The sequence below is a fragment of the Hassallia byssoidea VB512170 genome, from assembly GCF_000817785.2.
Classification (GTDB): Bacteria; Cyanobacteriota; Cyanobacteriia; order Cyanobacteriales; family Nostocaceae; genus Hassallia; species Hassallia carrinoi.
Genome location: NZ_JTCM02000005.1, coordinates 1 through 16,337, shown reverse-complemented (window position 1 = coordinate 16,337; position 16,337 = coordinate 1). Strand labels below are relative to the sequence as shown.

Genomic DNA, 16,337 nt, shown 5'->3' with positions numbered 1-16,337 from the left:
TACTAATAAAAAATAGTCCCACCATTACTAGGTAGGACTATCTTTAGACTTTACTGATTAAAGGTGATTGTTTCCGATGATTTGGTTATTTCATCAAGTAGGAATAATCCAATTGGTTTAAACAACGCTTTGTTATCTTCAGGACAGCGATGAATAGTTGTACAAGAGGAACATCCGTACTTACAGGGACAGTTTTCCACTAGAAACTTAGCTTTCATAAAAGCTGTTTCTAAGTATTTGATGAGGGTATCACACATTCCCGTGCCATGTTCACAGGTGTCGAAGAAGTAGCCTATAGTATAGGGTTTATTAGCTGTTTTTACTAGCATGAAATCTAAATCTCGACTGTTTGCGCCATGTTCGACAAGTGGTAAGCTCAGAATTAGTTGATGTGCCAGAGTATGAATACAGGTGTCGTTTTCATTATTGTCGAATAGTTCTTTCTCTTCTTGAGGGATGTATTTCTGTTTTTTGAGAATTTCTTTTCTAAAATTACTAACTACATCTGCAAAGTGTTTCTTTGCTTCTGGATTAACTTCAACTCTGATGCAGAAAGTATTGTAGCTTATAGCGAGTATTTCCTTATACTTATTTTCCTCCATGAGTTCGATAGTTTCTTTTTCAAAGAGTTGGTTATTGCACGTAGGACAAGTTTGTAAATGTACGTGCAAGTTTGAATTATAATTTTTGCATTTGTTGTTAATGCAAGTCCATTTTAGTTCTCGTCTGTACAAGTTATAGCCGTAAATCTCTTGCTTGATTAGGGCAACAACTGGCGTAAACCTAATTGCACCTTGAGGGAACCTGACAATTTTATTCTCAAGAGCAAGCTTGATTTCTTCAAACTCCAGGACACCCAAAGCGCGGGTAAACTGGCTAGTAGTGCCAATTGGCTTGAGACAAGCTTTCCCTTCGCTAAGGTTTAGTTCAATGGATTTGTACCATACAGGATTACCATCGAAGTCTTGAGCAGGATAAATCGCGCCTGGATAGACTTCTCGCAATGCTGTAGAGGTACTGCTTACCTCGAATTCTTCCCCACTGTCAAGGTTCACATACCCGACGTTTCTGTCAGTATTACCCCTGACTTTGATATTTGAGTGTACGTAACCCTGACTGCGATTGGTAGCTATTTTCTGGTTATAGCTGAAACTTATTTTGTTTTCCCCAATCAACTGTTTTGCGATCGCTTCACCAAGACTACCAAAATGACGGCTAATTTGAGCTAGCGTCGGTTTATTTTCCTTGCAGCAGGCGAGAATGTGCTGTGAGAGGATGGTTTCGTAGTTGTGGTTGAAATTGATTATTTCTGGAGGATCAGATAACAGCCTTTCCGGGTGCAAGGCATAATATCCATCCATAATTGACCTTTTGGATGGTATAAATATCAACAATCCTTCTTTTTGCCTGCCAGATCTTCCTGCCCGTTGGCGAAAGGCTAGAATTGAACCGGGATAGCTGTGTACGACGGTTGCGTCAATGGAGCCGATATCCAAACCAGCTTCAAGGGCGGAGGTTGAGACTATGAATTTAACCTTTCCTAATTGTATATCTGTAACAATTTTGTTCCTCTGGTTTGGCTTCATACTTCCATAAAATGCAGAAATGGTTTCTCCAAGGTGGGCTAGTTGCATCTCGGTTAGGGCTTTACGGATACTATTGGTTAAAACTTTGACCAGAGCGCGGTTATCGCAGAAGCAAATTCCAACGATGCCTCTGCTTACAAGCAATGCTGCTATCTGGGCAGTTTGGTATACGGTATTGTTTCGTGGTTTGAGGCTAAGGAAGGTGATTTCTGAGCGGTTCGCCCCACTTTGGTCAATAATAGTAAAGTTGTTTTGTCCTACTCGATTGGATAGCTTTTGGGCTATTTCCCTGCTGTTACTAATTGTTGCTGAAGCAAAGATATACTTCAAATTTGATAGTTCATTTCCAGCAATTTCCATCATTAGTTGGGTGCGGCGATTAAGCAATGCAAAATGCGCCCCAAAGATGCCCGAATAAAAGTGCATTTCGTCACAGACAATAATTGAGATATTTCTGATTGTTTCTCTAAATCCCCAATTTGAGTCGTATTGGAAATTGTTTAACTCGTGGTTCCAAACATCAGGTGTGACGCATACAATTGACGGTTTATTGCTGTAAAGTTGTTTGCGTTCTTGAGGCGGTATATCCCCATTGATGTTAATAACTTGCGGACGAACTTCTTCATTTAAATAGCTAACAAACAAGCGAATTTTATCCTCCTGGTCTTTTGCAAGCGCTTTGAGGTTAAAGAACACCAAAGCCGATTTACCTTTAAGGCATTCGTGCATAACTGGAATCAGGAAAGATATGCTTTTACCACTGCTTGTAGGAGTTTGGAGGATGATATCTGAAGATTGCTTGTAAGCTGACCACGCTTCGATTTGATGGGAATATAACTGAGTGATTCCTGATTTAACTAGAGCATCTTTAACCGCTCTGTGAATATCATCTGGTATAGGATAAATTTGTGCTTCTTTTGCTGGTATTATATCACAGCTTTGTAGTTTTCCAGCTCCATCAAGGATAGCTGCTATCTCTTGATAGAGGATACTTTTACCGCATGGTGCTTCGTTAATGGGTAAGAGTTTCCCATCTTGGACTTCTTGTTGCCAGTTAAAGATAATTTGGCTAACATTGCCTTTCTTGAAGTAAAGGTTTTCATCAATGATGGCTGCGATGTGAATAACACCGTGTTGTTTGGAATAAACTAATTGATTGGGAGCAAGCCATTTAGGTTGATTTGGTTTCATGTGAATAATGCTTGTTCTATGTTTAATCAGAAAGGCATTAGCTTGTGTTGTGGTTATTACTACGACGGCTTGTACTAATATTGAATTAAAAAAATCATCGTCCTCTAAATAGGAGACGATGATTGATGGGTTATGCCGTCAGGAGTGCAAGCGTAGCTTTATGCAGTGATTAAGGATGTAAAAAATAGCTTCTATAGCTATATTTGACTCTGGTGATCTCCGCCAATCCCGGACATGAGAGCGCCTCATCTTAATGCAGGGACACTGTGATTTAAAACGAGTGAGAAAATTTTCTGACGGGCGTGCTGATGTCTTCAATCTTTCAGCTTAAGCAAGCGTGAGCTTTCTTACGATAGCCCCCCACTTTTAAAACATTTTCTTAGAAAGGAACGATATGGGAGATCGTTCCTCGGTATACCGTCGTAGAGGGTCATCAAAGTGACCCTTTAAACTAAATCTCCGAGCCGCCGCGCACCGTGAACAATACGTTCGATGCGAACCGAGCGTTCCTGCACGCGGAAGAGAATGAGGTAGTTTCCATGAACGGCCATTTGAAGTCCTGGGGCAAGGTCTTCCCGCCTGGGAAAAGCGTTCGGCATCTGGGCGACCCGATAACAGTACGCTTCGATCTCCGCCAAGAACGAAAGTGCTCTCTCGGGATTATCGCGTGCGATGTAATCCCCTATCTCTTCAAGGTCGAGTGCTGCTTGAGGTGAAAAGGAAAGCTGCATTACACCTCTTCAAGATTCGGCATTGCCGCGTATTTTGCTCTCAAGCGGGAGAACACAAGCTCGGCGTCTATGCTCGGTCCGCTTGAGATGCCCTCATGAACGAGCTGCCGAAGCTCTGAAAGCTCAAGTGCCTCTACCTTACGTTTGAACTTCCAAGCTCGGAGTGCCTCGCGGATGACCTCGCTTGCACTCGAATACTCTCCGCTCTCGACCGCCTCCCGAACCAGGGCGACCATCTCAGGCGGTAGCGCCACGCTAATTTTCTCTACCGTTGCCACAGAAAACCTCCATGAAAGGCTCCTTTTATGGTAGCAATTATTCCTACCGCCAGCAAGATCTGAAGAGAGAACAGTCCATCTCCATGAAACGTTGGAAGGAACGACACGGGGACTTGTTCGCCTCACTTCCCTTAAAACAGCCACGAAATCGTTCTCTACACTGTAATATTAAGTAACGACAAACGTAATTCATTCTTCAATTCAGCAACGTCCTCCTAGCAGAAATAGTTAAAACCGCTGCACCCGATTGGTGTACAGCGGTTGGTGTTTACTGCAAGTAAAGGATCTTGCTGCGTTCAACCTGGTGGATTTAGTCAAGGGAGGAGGATTAGTTGACTACTCTCTAGCTACTGTTGTTAGTTGGTTAGCGATCTTTTACTGACCCCATCAGAAGGTTAAGTAAAAATAATTCTTAACTAGATAGAACTTTATCAGGAACTAAAAGGTTTAGCAATCAATATTTTATAGAGAATATTTATCAATAATATTGAAAGTATTAGATTTGAATATCAGAAGGATAATTCTGCTTTTCTGCTTAGATTCAATAATGAGCTATATATTAAGAAATACTGATACTATGAGCAGTGCCACCAAAATAGATGTAAATTATTCTCATTTACTATTTCCTGCGCGTCGGATTAGATGCAAATAGATAACCCCTGCAAAATCATCGTTGCTTTATACCGCACCACCCATTCCAACGCCTGCGCCTGCGGTAGCGCCAAAAAACGCATAACTCATTCGGCAGTAGATTCTACCCCAAACATGATTGTAAAGAAATGCTTAACATCCCGGTCATAAGCTTTACGAGTCGAAATACTGCGTTTCGAGAGACAACAACAGCGCCAAAACATCTGGCAATGTCCACTAATAAACTACTGCTGGTAGAGTATTATTAGCTACTTTAACGATTGACATATTGTTATTAATATAGTACGAGAAGATTAATCACTTCAGCCGTGCTTACTCCGTATTGTGCTGCTAGCTTGCTGACGTTAGCTTCCCCGGATGCATGAGCTTTTTGGATATCTTTGATTAAAGAAGCTTGCTTTGCTTTTTGTGGCTGTGGTATTTCCTTGTTCTTTTGTGGGAAGAAGATTTTTCTAACTGCCATTTGATGGATATGTTGCTGATGGGTTTTTCGTTCTATCCACTGGCAGTTACCAGGGGCAAAATCCCCTTCTAGGTCGATGCGATACAAAACAGTACCTGGGGGTGCTAGTCCCATGTCGCGCTCAAACTGTTCAAAGTTATTTTGCCATTCTGGTGCTACTTTGATGCCGCAACCGCCATATATCTTGTAGTAAGGGTGGTTCAAGTCATAGCAGACTCGTTTGATGTATATCCAAGCTCGGTATTCATGGCTGGGGATTTTGCCTTTACCATGCTTTCTTCTGCTCTCTTTCTGCAAGCAACCGCAGCTTCGAGTGAGTCCATTCAAAAGACAGTTGTTATTTACGTACTTCTGAATGCCGCAACTACACTGAACTAATACTTGGTATTGACCATCTTTTCCTTTTGTCTCAATTCCATCTACCACTGTTAGCCTATCAAATTGTGTTCCAGCTGCAATTGGTTCGTTTCTCCTCTGGCAACCACAACTAGTTGACTTTCCGTTTTTGAGTGAGCTTTTATATATTAACTTTTCTGTTCCACAGCCGTGACAAAGGCAGGGAATTCTTTTACCTCGGTTGTTCAATACTTCCCAACAACCGAACCTTTCTCCTATGTCAATTGTACTGCTCATAAAAAAAATTACCGTATGTTTGTTCATACAGCACTTGGTTTTTACAACTATCTTATTCCGTATAAATTATTTTTCCTTAATCAGGTAATAAAGATAGCGTGTATTTTTGGTGAAGGTTTTAAGTTTATAAATTATAAATTGAGCGTCTGTTGTCTGTTTACTAATATCTGTGCTTTGAGCCAAGCTAGCTTTTGTCCAATTCCCAGGTTATTTGCTATCGTCCTTGTTTTGTAACCATGCGATCGCGTTTGAAAAATTACCTTCTCCCGATACAATCTGCCTGTGAGGAATACAAATTCTGTATCTTCATCCGCTGCGATTTGTACAAGCTGTTGGGTGACAGTCGTAGCCCAGGCGCTACGTTCATCCTCTGACATAGAGTGAGGAGACTTGTCGTAAGGTTGGATTAATTGATTGGGGTGAATAGTATGGTGGAGAGGTGACAGGATAAACCATTTAGCATTGAGATTTTGGACATAATCTCGGCTAGCTTGGAACAGCTGCGAGCAATATAGTTCGCGTGCAGGGGCTGGGTGATATAACTGCTTACCACAACCGGATATCAGGTAAATTCTTTCGTGGTTGCTGATATTATCGATTGTAACTAATAACTGATTTAAATTATGAGCCATCCTTGCTGAATCGTGATTGCGTCCTTTGCCCCAGTAATGGGGGTTTATCCCATATTTTTTAACCATTTGGCATACTCGACACAGACATCTGGGCGCATGAGAAAGGGGATATCTAACTATATCTTTCCCGCTGTTGATAAGGAAGATGCCTTCTGTAAATGCTGTGCGTGCATGGGTTGAACCATCAAAGCTTAAATTCATTTCCTGGAATGCCGAGGCGTACTTGGGAGCGCATAACCCAAAAACGTGCAAGTGGACACTAGAATCAACAGAACGTAGTTTTTCGACTATAGCCCGGATGATTTGCAAGTTGCCCGAATAGTCGCTAGCCGATCGCACTAACCCCCCTATCCCCAGGTGACGATAGCCCATCGTATATAGTGCGATCGCGTTAGATAATTTCTCTTGCAATGATAACCCGTGGATGGTCGCCATTGGGATTCTGTCAGGAAGGGAATCTGCTGCTTTGATAAAATTAGTAGCATTTTCTAGATTGAATTGCCGTCGCCAGTTGATATTATCCCCCATGAGTAAATTGTCCGGACTGACTATAATATCACCTGCTTTACTACGAAGACGATACTTATGAATTACATAATATGCGTCTACATACCTGCCGTTTATAGTGGGATAATCTTGTTCTCTATAGCTATATGCACCACAGTCCCATATAATTGGTGTGTTTTCTGGGATTACTTCAGGTCTGGTTTGCAGCGAACACAACCAGCCTGTAGGCTGATGCTCTAATAACTCCCAAATAGGAACTTTTCGGTTATTTATCTTAATATAATCGCTATTACCTATAACGGCATAAAATCCTGGTTTCATGGTTTAATATCTTCTTGTTAACAAAATTACCTGCACAGCAGATGTAGTGATTTAAATGCTGTATTTTGTTAAATATCTTGTAGAGTTATTGTACTAATGTAGTGATATTTAACCAATAGTGAGTGTCAGTTACACTGATCGGGCTACGCGCAAGTACCAACGTTCATGCTGAGGATTTTAGAGAATGTTATCAGCTTTTGGTTTTCGTATTGCTGAGAGAACATCAACGGCGATCGCGTCCGATTTGCACAGTCTTCCGCTCGGGCATTTTTGCTCAATATCTTAACATAAGATTTGAATAAATATAAGTGCTGTGGGTGCGTTCAATATATCCACAGCGACTATTGACTATAATTTTTTGTCACCTAATGTAGGTGTACGCACTTTTCTAAATGTGACCTCACTTTTTTGAAAACTCTATCAGTTCCTCGCCCCCAGTTTCTATCAATTCGTTATGCCAATTGCTACCCGGACTGAATTTGGCGAGTAAGCCTCTTAGCATAATGCTTAACTTTACTTGTTCCCAATCAGGACGAAGTGCCACCTTTAAGGCATATTTTTTGGCGGCATCGGGGGGAAGTAATGCAATATGCATCTTCTCTTTTACGTCCAAACTTTTAGATGCAGCATAGAAATTTTCTACTGACCAGTAATCTATCCCATCTACTACTATAGGATTTTGCAAAACCTCTAAATTAGAGAACCAGTTTTTTATCCAGCTTTTCATATGTTTTTTGAACAACACACATTGAGTTTTTGACTAATTTATTAGTCGTTCCTCCACTGCGTTAGCAAATGCCGGGAATACCTTTTTTGTTCTATTATTTTTAGAAAAACGCCGCCATCATTTTTTTATTAGGGAATAAATCCACAAACTATAGGTATCAAGAGGAATTGAGTCTCTAGCTATGTCGAATGCTTGTACTATTTTACAACGAAGAAAGTAGTGTGGGAAAAATAAAAATCCCTCTAAGAGAGATTTTTCGAGGATTATTGATACAACTTTTCGATTTTTTTTTTTATTTTGGGTGATTTGAAGTAGATGCGGAACGAGCCATCTGAGTAGTATTTGATATCTCGTTCGTCGAAAGAGATATCATCTTGACTGAGCCAACTTTTGATGAAGTCTTGGTTTTCTGCCACAAACATGGCTGGAAAGTAGACTCTACCTGTTTGTTTGCTCGTTACTTGATGTGTAAGGATTTGGGCTTGGGGTAGGGTGAGTATATCGGACATGGGTGATTGCGACTTATGAAGTGTCACCCGTTTTCCGCGTTAAGCGGCTGTTATGGATGTGGAGGGCGCAAGTCATTAGGCTCGATTAAACTGTTTGGTTTCATTCATAGGAGCAGGTGGTGTGCGACTGCCGTTCGCCCTTTTAACCAAAGCGTTATCTTTTAAGATATTTAACCAGATCCTTCTAGCAGCGCTTGCTATATAGTTTTGCCCATTTTCCAGCAAGTATTTTTCTAATTTTGCACGCCAATTTCTCTCTCTATACCAACTTGGGGGTGAAAATGTGCAAACTCTTACAAAGTATTGTGGATTATTATGCGGGTATGCCGCATACCATTCACCATTAGCGCAGGGAAATATTAGTAGTTCGAGAGTTGGACATATTTCTCCTGATTTCCAAGTTTGTTCCAAGCTGCATAAAGTAATTGTATTGCTATCAAGATGGTTCAGCCATATTTCTAATTCATTTACTGACCAATACTGAAAGCACGTTGTAGATTGATAAGGCGATTGGGTTGTAGGAGAAACAATAATACAATCATCAACGTATTCTCCAGTTTGAGCGGAGATGATATTATATTGACACAACCATCTATTAATGCTCCAAAAATCTTTGAAATCTTTCATACTGTAACTTGTTTTTGAATAAATATTTTTGAGCTATTAAGTGAGTACATTGATGTAGAAAGTACTATGGTGTATACTACTTTCTGTTTATGAATACATTTCTTGCACCACTTTATAATTACGATGCGTAGCATTTGCTAGTGCTGGTATTTTTTTGTTTGACTAGGATAAATTCCTCACATATTGTCAGGGCAAACGCATCTTAATTGGGTTAGAAAATGAAGTAAGATTAAGGGTAGGCATTTTTGCTGGCACTCCAGGCGTTCGGTGCATCCCCTAGTTATAATCCCAAGCATTTGAGCAATGCTTTCGTGACTTAAGTTACGTCAATTACAGAGGCTATAGGTGTATTCGTTTAACTGCTTCGGATATTACTCGTCTTAGATACTTAACTCTTTCTTAAATACTAAGACTTCGCTTCGGCTTCGTAAATGCGAGCGCGGTAGTTTTACACTTATCTCCTGTTTTGTGAGAGAATCGTTTAACCAATATGACTGTATACCCTTGATATTATCAATATTTAAATGCCTGTGTTTGTACTTTATAAAATTGTTGATTGTTACCGATTAACTAGGATAAAATATTAATTGTGATGGAAATAAATCCATCACGTAAAACTAAAAAAGGAGGTAAAAAGTCTGAGTAACAATGGTAACGGTCGTCTGCACTATGAATGATTTAGACGCATATATTGTTGCACCCGTTTATTACCGCGTTGTGCGCCGTTGCGGTACTCAATGGCATTTTATCAAAGGTGAGTCTTTTTACAACCCGCTTAACTTACCATCTATGTCACTGGATGATTTGTTTAGCTCTTTTGGTATAAGTATGCGTGAAGCTGCAAGCCAACTCCGCAAAATTAATGGTGGCGAAGAAGGATTTTATCTTGTTGATATTATGCACAAACATTATTATTACTGCGGTACTCTTCCGAATGGTGTTAGAGATAAATTAATTGAGCTTGGAATTGGGCGGAGAGAACCAATAACAGGACATTAGTATAATCAGAATGACTCAAATAATGGCAGTTTAATTACTTGAGATGTTTGAACATTATCGGATATTATTCATATTCCCCCCTCCGCTGATTTTCAATTTTTACCCCTTGCTGTGAACTACAAAATATATTCAAACACGTTATCTATATAGTGACACTATTATGACGATTTTGAAATCGTTTTAATACCTAGTAGGTAAATATGAAGCACGATGAACTGCTTTATCCATAGAGCTTCATAAGAACCAAGGTGTTTTTTCTAGTACCTTATTAAGGCGAAACGTTGGACTTTGACGTAGAAAAGCATCTGTTAAATAAGCGATATTACCTGCATACTTAGTAGTGATAGGTTCCGCACATAATGAGTCAGTGGAAGCCCAATTGAGTTTAGTTAAGCTGAGAATCTGCACCGCTAATGCTTTCAAATCGGGTGGTGAATTTGGGGCATTTTCTGGATATCCTGTCCAAGCATTGAGTTCAAGTACTTGCGGTGTACCCAGTGCTTTACGGTATGAGTTGTACCCCGTTGTTGAAAGGTAAATTTGATTGGGAGAAGTAATTACGTAGCTACCACGACTCAAACTTCCATCTGTTTCTACGCGACTGTCATAAAGTCGGACATTGTGGTGTGTGTTGATCCAAATAAATGAATAAGTTCCTTGCGGACGAACGCTACGGGCAGCTTCTAAAATAGCGTCACGGTCTGACCGCGAAAACTTTGCCGAATAGTGAAAATAAATGTGCGGGGTTTCTTGAAGATTTAGACGTTCCAAAGTCTGCTGAATCAGCACCTTAAAGTACTTTGTACGCTCATCGTAGGCAAATGTCTCTGTGTTTCCAGAATAAAATACCCACCTTCCGTAACTATTGAAAACATTCGCATAACCCATAAGCCGCTGAGAACCATTTCGTCTACTTTGTGTGTAGGAAAGACCTACAAAAAAATCTGCATCGGGCAGCGCATCGGGAAGAACCCAAGGAGTAACGCCGCATTTAGCAATTATATTCAAGCCTAAATTCAAGTCTTTCCAATCTGGATTTTGTAGCGTTGATGTATCAACCATCTGGCAAGGAATTCCATTCTCAAGCAAAAATCGCTTTATTCTGTAATAGGGCGAAGTTTCATCATCCAATGCATAGCCCTTCTCAGGAGTATGGACTAAAAATAAGCGATTGAGAAGTTTGTTGTCAATCCAGTTGGAATGCTCGTTCAGTAGTCGCTGACATTCGTCAAGAGCTAAGTTAATTGTTGGGATAGTAATAATCGAGTTATAAGTAAAACGGGTGCTAAAAGTTCGCTCAGAGCCACGATATTTGTACTTGCCAATCTTCAAGCGTTCGATCAAGCTAGCCATGCTTGAGCGTAAATCAGATGTACAAATTGGTACAAGCTCGATTGTCTTTGGTGAGTTTTCAAAGGCACCAAATCTGGTGATGCCATCACGAATATCTGGACATGCCCGTCCCTGATTGAACTCAACATTGGGTTCCTGTATACTTCGGAGAATGAGTCCTGTACCAACTGTTCCTTGGCGAGATAGCGCTGTAGGAGTTGGTTGAAGTCCCACTTTTACTCCATGCACTAACAGTGGAAAGATAGTCTGTACCAGTTCTCCGGCTACAGCTTGGGTTTTATCAGCGCGTGTACGCGCTGCATTTGGTTCTAGCGATAGGCTATGTTTCTTAATAGCTTGCGACAAATCGAAATTAATGTTACGCGCACGTAAAACTTGCTGAATTAAAGTTCTAGAAAGGCTGGGAATAACTTTAGTGCTGATGATTTGCTCTTCTTTATCAAACTCAAAAAGATACATACGACTCCACTCTGCATCTATAGAGGTAATCCGCCCCATGTACCATCCATTCCACTGCGCTACAGCAAGCTTACCAACTAACTCACTTGGTTTTAATAGACTTAATAAAGCTGCGACTGAGCAAACATTCTTAACTTGTAATGTATAATCAACACATAAATAATAGCTACCCCAGTAGCGACGTAGTTGAAATTCATAGGCAGGATAAAACCTCATAACACTATCCACTTCTTTAGACAGTGGAAGGTGAGATTTTTGGCGATGAGCCGTCAATTTGCTAAATTTCAAATTATCGATATACCACCCACGAGCAACTAGAGCATCTTTCAACGAGGACATGATACCTCGTTCAAATTGTCTCAGATATTCAGTATTTGATTTCTGTTCCTCCTTAAGCACAAACGTTAGAGGAAACAAATTGGCAAATTCTGTTACCTTTACCACCGCATCTGCTTGGAGTGCAGCCTCTCGCTCGGCTGCTCTACTAAACAGCGTTACTTGAGTTTGGTTAGGACTCACCCTATAGTCTGGAGCTGGTAGTTCTAACTTAACCATCTCCTTGTACATCTGCTTAGTTCCTTCACTGAGCGCTCGTACAAAAGCCTTGCCACGCTGGTCTTTCATCTGTTTGAGCCACTCAATTAATTTGGGATTGCGTGGCGTTGAAACTAGGACAGTGTTATCGAGCGAGAAGTGTTCGGGGACATCTCCATCCCTTTGAATAATTCGTCCCGAATTACGCACAACAAAAGCGTCTTTATAATACTCACACTCAATTGGAAGAGTAATTTCATAATCTCTATGAGCTACCGCATTGACTATCGCTTCGTCAACTGCAATTTGTGGATATTCTGGTTCGTCAATAAACCCACCACCAGCAGGATTTCTTCTAGAGTAGGTTTTGAAAAAACCAGACTCCTGAAAGAAAGTCCGAATATCTCGAATTTGCTTGGTAATTGAGCCGCTAAAGTTGCGCTCAAATGTTGGTAAGGCTCGCTCTTCACCAAAATTTGTTGCAAATCGTAATAGCCGAATATAAGACCAAGAAAGAATTCGTTGCGGGTTCGCTACAAAGAAGAGAAAACCTACTTTGGTGAAAAAGTAGTTACCTGAATCATCTTTACCCAAAGCACCAACGTTGTAGAGTAACTCTTCATTTGTGAGTTCAGAAACAAAATCTTCTGCGTCAACTTGACGAAATGCTTCTAATACTCCCCGATCCAAATATTCTAGATTGTAAGGACAGCAATATGCTTGCTCGTGGTCAACAATTTTCTGATATTGCTGAACCCATTGCCTTAGTTGTTCAAGTTCTTGAGTTCGCTCAAAAGCTCCAGGCTTAATCACACTACTGGAACGAATGTTTTCATAGGGCTTTGCATTTGTAAGAGATAAACCAAACGCCTGTTTCTCCTGTTGAATTTTGTCTTGTTCCTCACGAGAAGCCTCGTAAATCTCCTCGCCGTCCCCGCGACGAATCAAAACCGTATGCGGGGAGAATTCCTTTTTGGGAGTCCTCAACTGCTTGGATAATTTATGTAAATAAGGACTTGGCGGAATGGAGATCACCAAAAGCCGTTTGCTATCCAATTCGACTCTTTCACAATAAATATCTGGAAGACGAGGGTCGCAGTATGAATTGACCTTTTCGTATATTTCCTTACGACTTGGTGTTACATCTCCTACATCACGCAAGTTGGGTGTGCCATTTGACTTCAACTTATCATCAGCACCAATAATGAGATATGCTGTTTGGTCAGCTGTACCGATATTCCCATTAGTTAGTGCCAAAATATCCTTAACTAACTCTGCCCACTGCTGCTCCTTTGCATCCGCCCATTTTTGAACTTCAGCGGGAATAGTTGGTTTTTGCTCGTTAATTTTGTATAGTTCAATTTTAAAATCCAGCTTGGCACTTTCACATGGTTGGCTAACGAGTTGTTGGAGTTGTTCGCTGTCCATAAGCTGTACACTCAGCTAAAAGTTCCCCAATCACGCGGTAGAAACCAGGGAGATTTCTTAGTATCCCATATAATAAACTCCACCGGATTAAAAGAGTCTTCAGTAGCTTTAATCTGAATTACCTGCTCTGGTAGCAAGCTGAGAGTATGGCTTTTAGTATCGCTGTCGTAATCCCAAAAATGATAGCGATTTGACGTGTCTTTTGCACGTCGGCTAGGTCCGAAGTCCATAGGAGCGCACGTTCTAACTAGCGGCACTCCATCTTCTTTACTAAAGAATGTTAATTTCAGTTTACTCTTGAAATGAATTGCTTGGACAAAAATTTGATGTTCTGAATGCATTTTTTATCTACTCTATCTTCAAATTTACAATTACTTATAATGGCTAATAGCGCTGAGAATACATCCGTCAAATGCTTAATTTATCAAATACTTATTCAGTAATTCCTCACCCTGTTCTCCCATTTCATATAGCTTCTGTTCAATTTTTTGCATACCTAATGGTGAAGGTTTAGCACGTCCATTCTCCCACCTATTAACCGTAGGATAAGTAACACCCAGAACAGCTGCAAACTGTTCCTGTGTCAGTCCCGTCAAAAGTCGAAGTTCACGAATGAGCTTGCCTACCTTCGGCTGGTCAATTACCAAAGGTTTTTTTATACTCATCTGGCTTTGGAACTAAAAAGTACACATGATATAGCAGGCAATATATCATCTGTTACAGGCTAGCTAGATTCATATGAAAATGACATTAGTAAAAATACGGAAAAAATTTTTATTTAACGCAGTTAAAACCTTTTCAAAAAAAGTACCAGAGCAACTACCACAGTCTTTACTCTGAGTTTGATAAGGTAATTCCTGTATATTTCGCGGACTAATTGAAAATTTCTGACATGAGAGGAAGATTTCAGCCTGAAATCTTCTTGTATCTTACAATAAAACCATTTAAGCAGGTAGATTTTCCCTCTTTCTGTTACTAAGCAAGTATAAAACTACGCTACAAACACGACGAACTGCGCTCGCCTGTTGGGAAACTCAATAACCTTTTGGCAGGCGACATATGTGTGTTTTCACACCTTCAAAATCTACTCTTAAGCTTCCTTATAATTTTCAAATAGTCCGCAACAAATTTTCAAATAGTCTGCGACGATTTTCAAATAGTCTGCGACGGTTTTCAATTAGTCTGCGAACCTACAAATGTCACTGTAAGGATATTTTGAGCAACTCTTAAGGCATAAGTTGAGCAATAGATTCCTTGAAACCCTATTAAACACGTAAAAGCGTAAAAGTAGAAATAGAAGTTTTGAAAGCATAATTTGAGCAAATGTTATAATGAGAAACTATAAGTTTAGCAAATATTTTAACCACGAGCGTTCATAAATATATAGCGTTGTGCTAGCATAAACAGTAGTCGAGACTTGCACACTCGTCTAGAGCGTTATATTTTCCAATATTATTTTTGTAAGCATAAGCCCAAGCAAGTCTTTTTGTAAGCATATAAGCAAGTTGCTCATCTTATACTTACAGTTACAACTTTAGAGCATGATTTGAAGTAAGCATCCCTAAAGCTGTAAACTGTCTACACCAAGTACAGAAACTAGTGTAGATGGCAAAAGTTGAACGGGAATCGATTAAGTTTAAGCTGCCCAAGACATTGGCAGCTGCACTCCGTACCGCTGCACGCGATCTGCCGTAGGCGGCAGCGCTTCCGCAGAGCGGACGCTTACGCGGTTTTCATGCGCGGAGCGCTGTACGCTATCGCAATATCACCGCAACAGATTTAGTCATCCAGGGTTTACATCACGTTCTCGGGCAGGTGACAGGTACAGAAAACAGTGTAGAAACTCGTCTACACCAAATTGAAGAAGAATTGGGACATCTCGCTAGTAGTATAGAAAAGCGTATGGAAAGCAGTGCAGAAAAAACTGACGCTCGCCTGAGCAATTTGGAACAGAAGCTAGAAGCAGTAACAACGAAGTTAGCGCAACTGGAAGGGGCAATCATGGTTCTTGGACGTAACAACTCTTCAGGGCAAAGACCAAAGAACAGGTCTTACTCCAATCAGTACTATCCTAGAGTTCCTCCCCAGCTTCAGCCCTTCCAAGCGGAAAATTTGGCTCTGCGGCTAGTTACTGATGTCGCAACTTTACGCGACAAACGCGAGACTCTGACGGACCAAGAGTTTGTGAGGTGGTGCAAGGATCGCGATCAAGCGCGGTATGGGCTGGCGCTATGAGGAGGGGGATAAACTTTATCATCCTGTGAAATAAAAATTTAGTTTCAATAGCTTCATGTTAAGCTAGAAGCAGGCTTTAGGGTAAAATCCTCGAATAATGTCGGAAATTTTCAATTAGTCCGCGAATAGAAGAGGTATTTTTCACTTACTCCGCGACAAATTTTCATCTTATTCGCGACAAGGAAAGCCAGAATTATTCCACCCTTGAAAATTTCAATAAGTCCGCGAACCGATACCCCTGTTATGGGCTGTACCATCCTGCGCCGCAACAGGTGTCTTGAGCACATCTAATCAATCATATCTGCCAATAAATTCGTCAAAACTTCCTGACCTTTTTTGCGGTTGTCGTCGTACTGGTAAAGCACATCCAGTTTAGCATGGCGGCTGACTTTTTGCGCCTTTCTCACATCCCCTGATGTTGCTTCCAAAAGTGTTGTAATACCGCTGTGGCGGATGCGGTGTGGTGACATTAA

General features: G+C 40.7%; 13 protein-coding genes and 1 pseudogene. 2 read left to right on the top strand and 12 right to left on the bottom strand.

Features of this window, described 5'->3' with window-relative positions:
- Window positions 1–50: 50 nt before the first annotated feature.
- The 8 genes from PI95_RS03735 to PI95_RS03700 form a co-directional block, all read right to left on the bottom strand.
- Window positions 51–2,777 (bottom strand): DEAD/DEAH box helicase, encoded by a 2,727-nt coding sequence (locus PI95_RS03735; protein WP_163518581.1) that lies wholly within the window; start codon window positions 2,775–2,777, stop codon window positions 51–53.
- Between the two features lie 446 nt (window positions 2,778–3,223).
- Window positions 3,224–3,508 (bottom strand): type II toxin-antitoxin system RelE/ParE family toxin, encoded by a 285-nt coding sequence (locus PI95_RS03730; protein WP_039744514.1) that lies wholly within the window; start codon window positions 3,506–3,508, stop codon window positions 3,224–3,226.
- Entirely contained in the window at window positions 3,508–3,786 is a 279-nt protein-coding gene (locus PI95_RS03725) for a type II toxin-antitoxin system ParD family antitoxin (RefSeq protein ID WP_039744512.1), read from the bottom strand. The genes PI95_RS03730 and PI95_RS03725 overlap by 1 nt, the downstream gene beginning before the upstream one ends.
- Before the next feature lie 925 nt (window positions 3,787–4,711).
- A complete protein-coding gene (locus PI95_RS03720) occupies window positions 4,712–5,533 on the bottom strand; it encodes a hypothetical protein (RefSeq protein ID WP_039744789.1) in 822 nt (273 codons plus the stop codon).
- Window positions 5,534–5,664: 131 nt separating this feature from the next.
- Complete coding sequence (locus tag PI95_RS03715) at window positions 5,665–6,993, bottom strand: DUF6884 domain-containing protein (RefSeq protein WP_039744508.1); 1,329 nt, start codon at window positions 6,991–6,993, stop codon at window positions 5,665–5,667.
- A gap of 400 nt (window positions 6,994–7,393) precedes the next feature.
- On the bottom strand, window positions 7,394–7,720 hold the full coding sequence (locus PI95_RS03710) for an NADAR family protein (RefSeq protein WP_052324943.1): 327 nt from the start codon (window positions 7,718–7,720) through the stop codon (window positions 7,394–7,396).
- Window positions 7,721–7,983: 263 nt separating this feature from the next.
- Window positions 7,984–8,229, bottom strand: coding sequence for a hypothetical protein (locus PI95_RS03705; RefSeq protein ID WP_039744506.1), 246 nt, complete (start codon window positions 8,227–8,229; stop codon window positions 7,984–7,986).
- A 75-nt stretch (window positions 8,230–8,304) separates the two neighbouring features.
- Window positions 8,305–8,856 carry a hypothetical protein gene (locus PI95_RS03700; protein WP_039744504.1) on the bottom strand — a complete coding sequence of 184 codons (552 nt, stop codon included), beginning with the start codon at window positions 8,854–8,856 and terminating at the stop codon, window positions 8,305–8,307.
- A 669-nt stretch (window positions 8,857–9,525) separates the two neighbouring features.
- Here PI95_RS03700 and PI95_RS03695 point away from each other — a divergent pair.
- Entirely contained in the window at window positions 9,526–9,855 is a 330-nt protein-coding gene (locus PI95_RS03695) for a hypothetical protein (protein WP_039744502.1), read from the top strand.
- A 234-nt stretch (window positions 9,856–10,089) separates the two neighbouring features.
- Here the strand turns inward: PI95_RS03695 and PI95_RS03690 are convergent, their stop codons facing one another.
- From PI95_RS03690 to PI95_RS03680, 3 genes are all read right to left on the bottom strand, one after another.
- Entirely contained in the window at window positions 10,090–13,629 is a 3,540-nt protein-coding gene (locus PI95_RS03690; RefSeq protein ID WP_236116914.1) for an RNA-binding domain-containing protein, read from the bottom strand.
- A gap of 11 nt (window positions 13,630–13,640) precedes the next feature.
- A complete protein-coding gene (locus PI95_RS03685) occupies window positions 13,641–13,970 on the bottom strand; it encodes a hypothetical protein (protein ID WP_039744497.1) in 330 nt (109 codons plus the stop codon).
- A 75-nt stretch (window positions 13,971–14,045) separates the two neighbouring features.
- On the bottom strand, window positions 14,046–14,294 hold the full coding sequence (locus PI95_RS03680) for a helix-turn-helix domain-containing protein (RefSeq protein WP_039744496.1): 249 nt from the start codon (window positions 14,292–14,294) through the stop codon (window positions 14,046–14,048).
- Window positions 14,295–15,444: 1,150 nt separating this feature from the next.
- Between PI95_RS03680 and PI95_RS35535 the strand changes: the two genes are divergently transcribed.
- Entirely contained in the window at window positions 15,445–15,864 is a 420-nt protein-coding gene (locus PI95_RS35535) for a hypothetical protein (protein ID WP_236116913.1), read from the top strand.
- Between the two features lie 287 nt (window positions 15,865–16,151).
- Here PI95_RS35535 and PI95_RS03670 read toward each other — a convergent pair.
- A pseudogene (locus PI95_RS03670) lies at window positions 16,152–16,337 on the bottom strand (tyrosine-type recombinase/integrase); the annotation flags it as partial.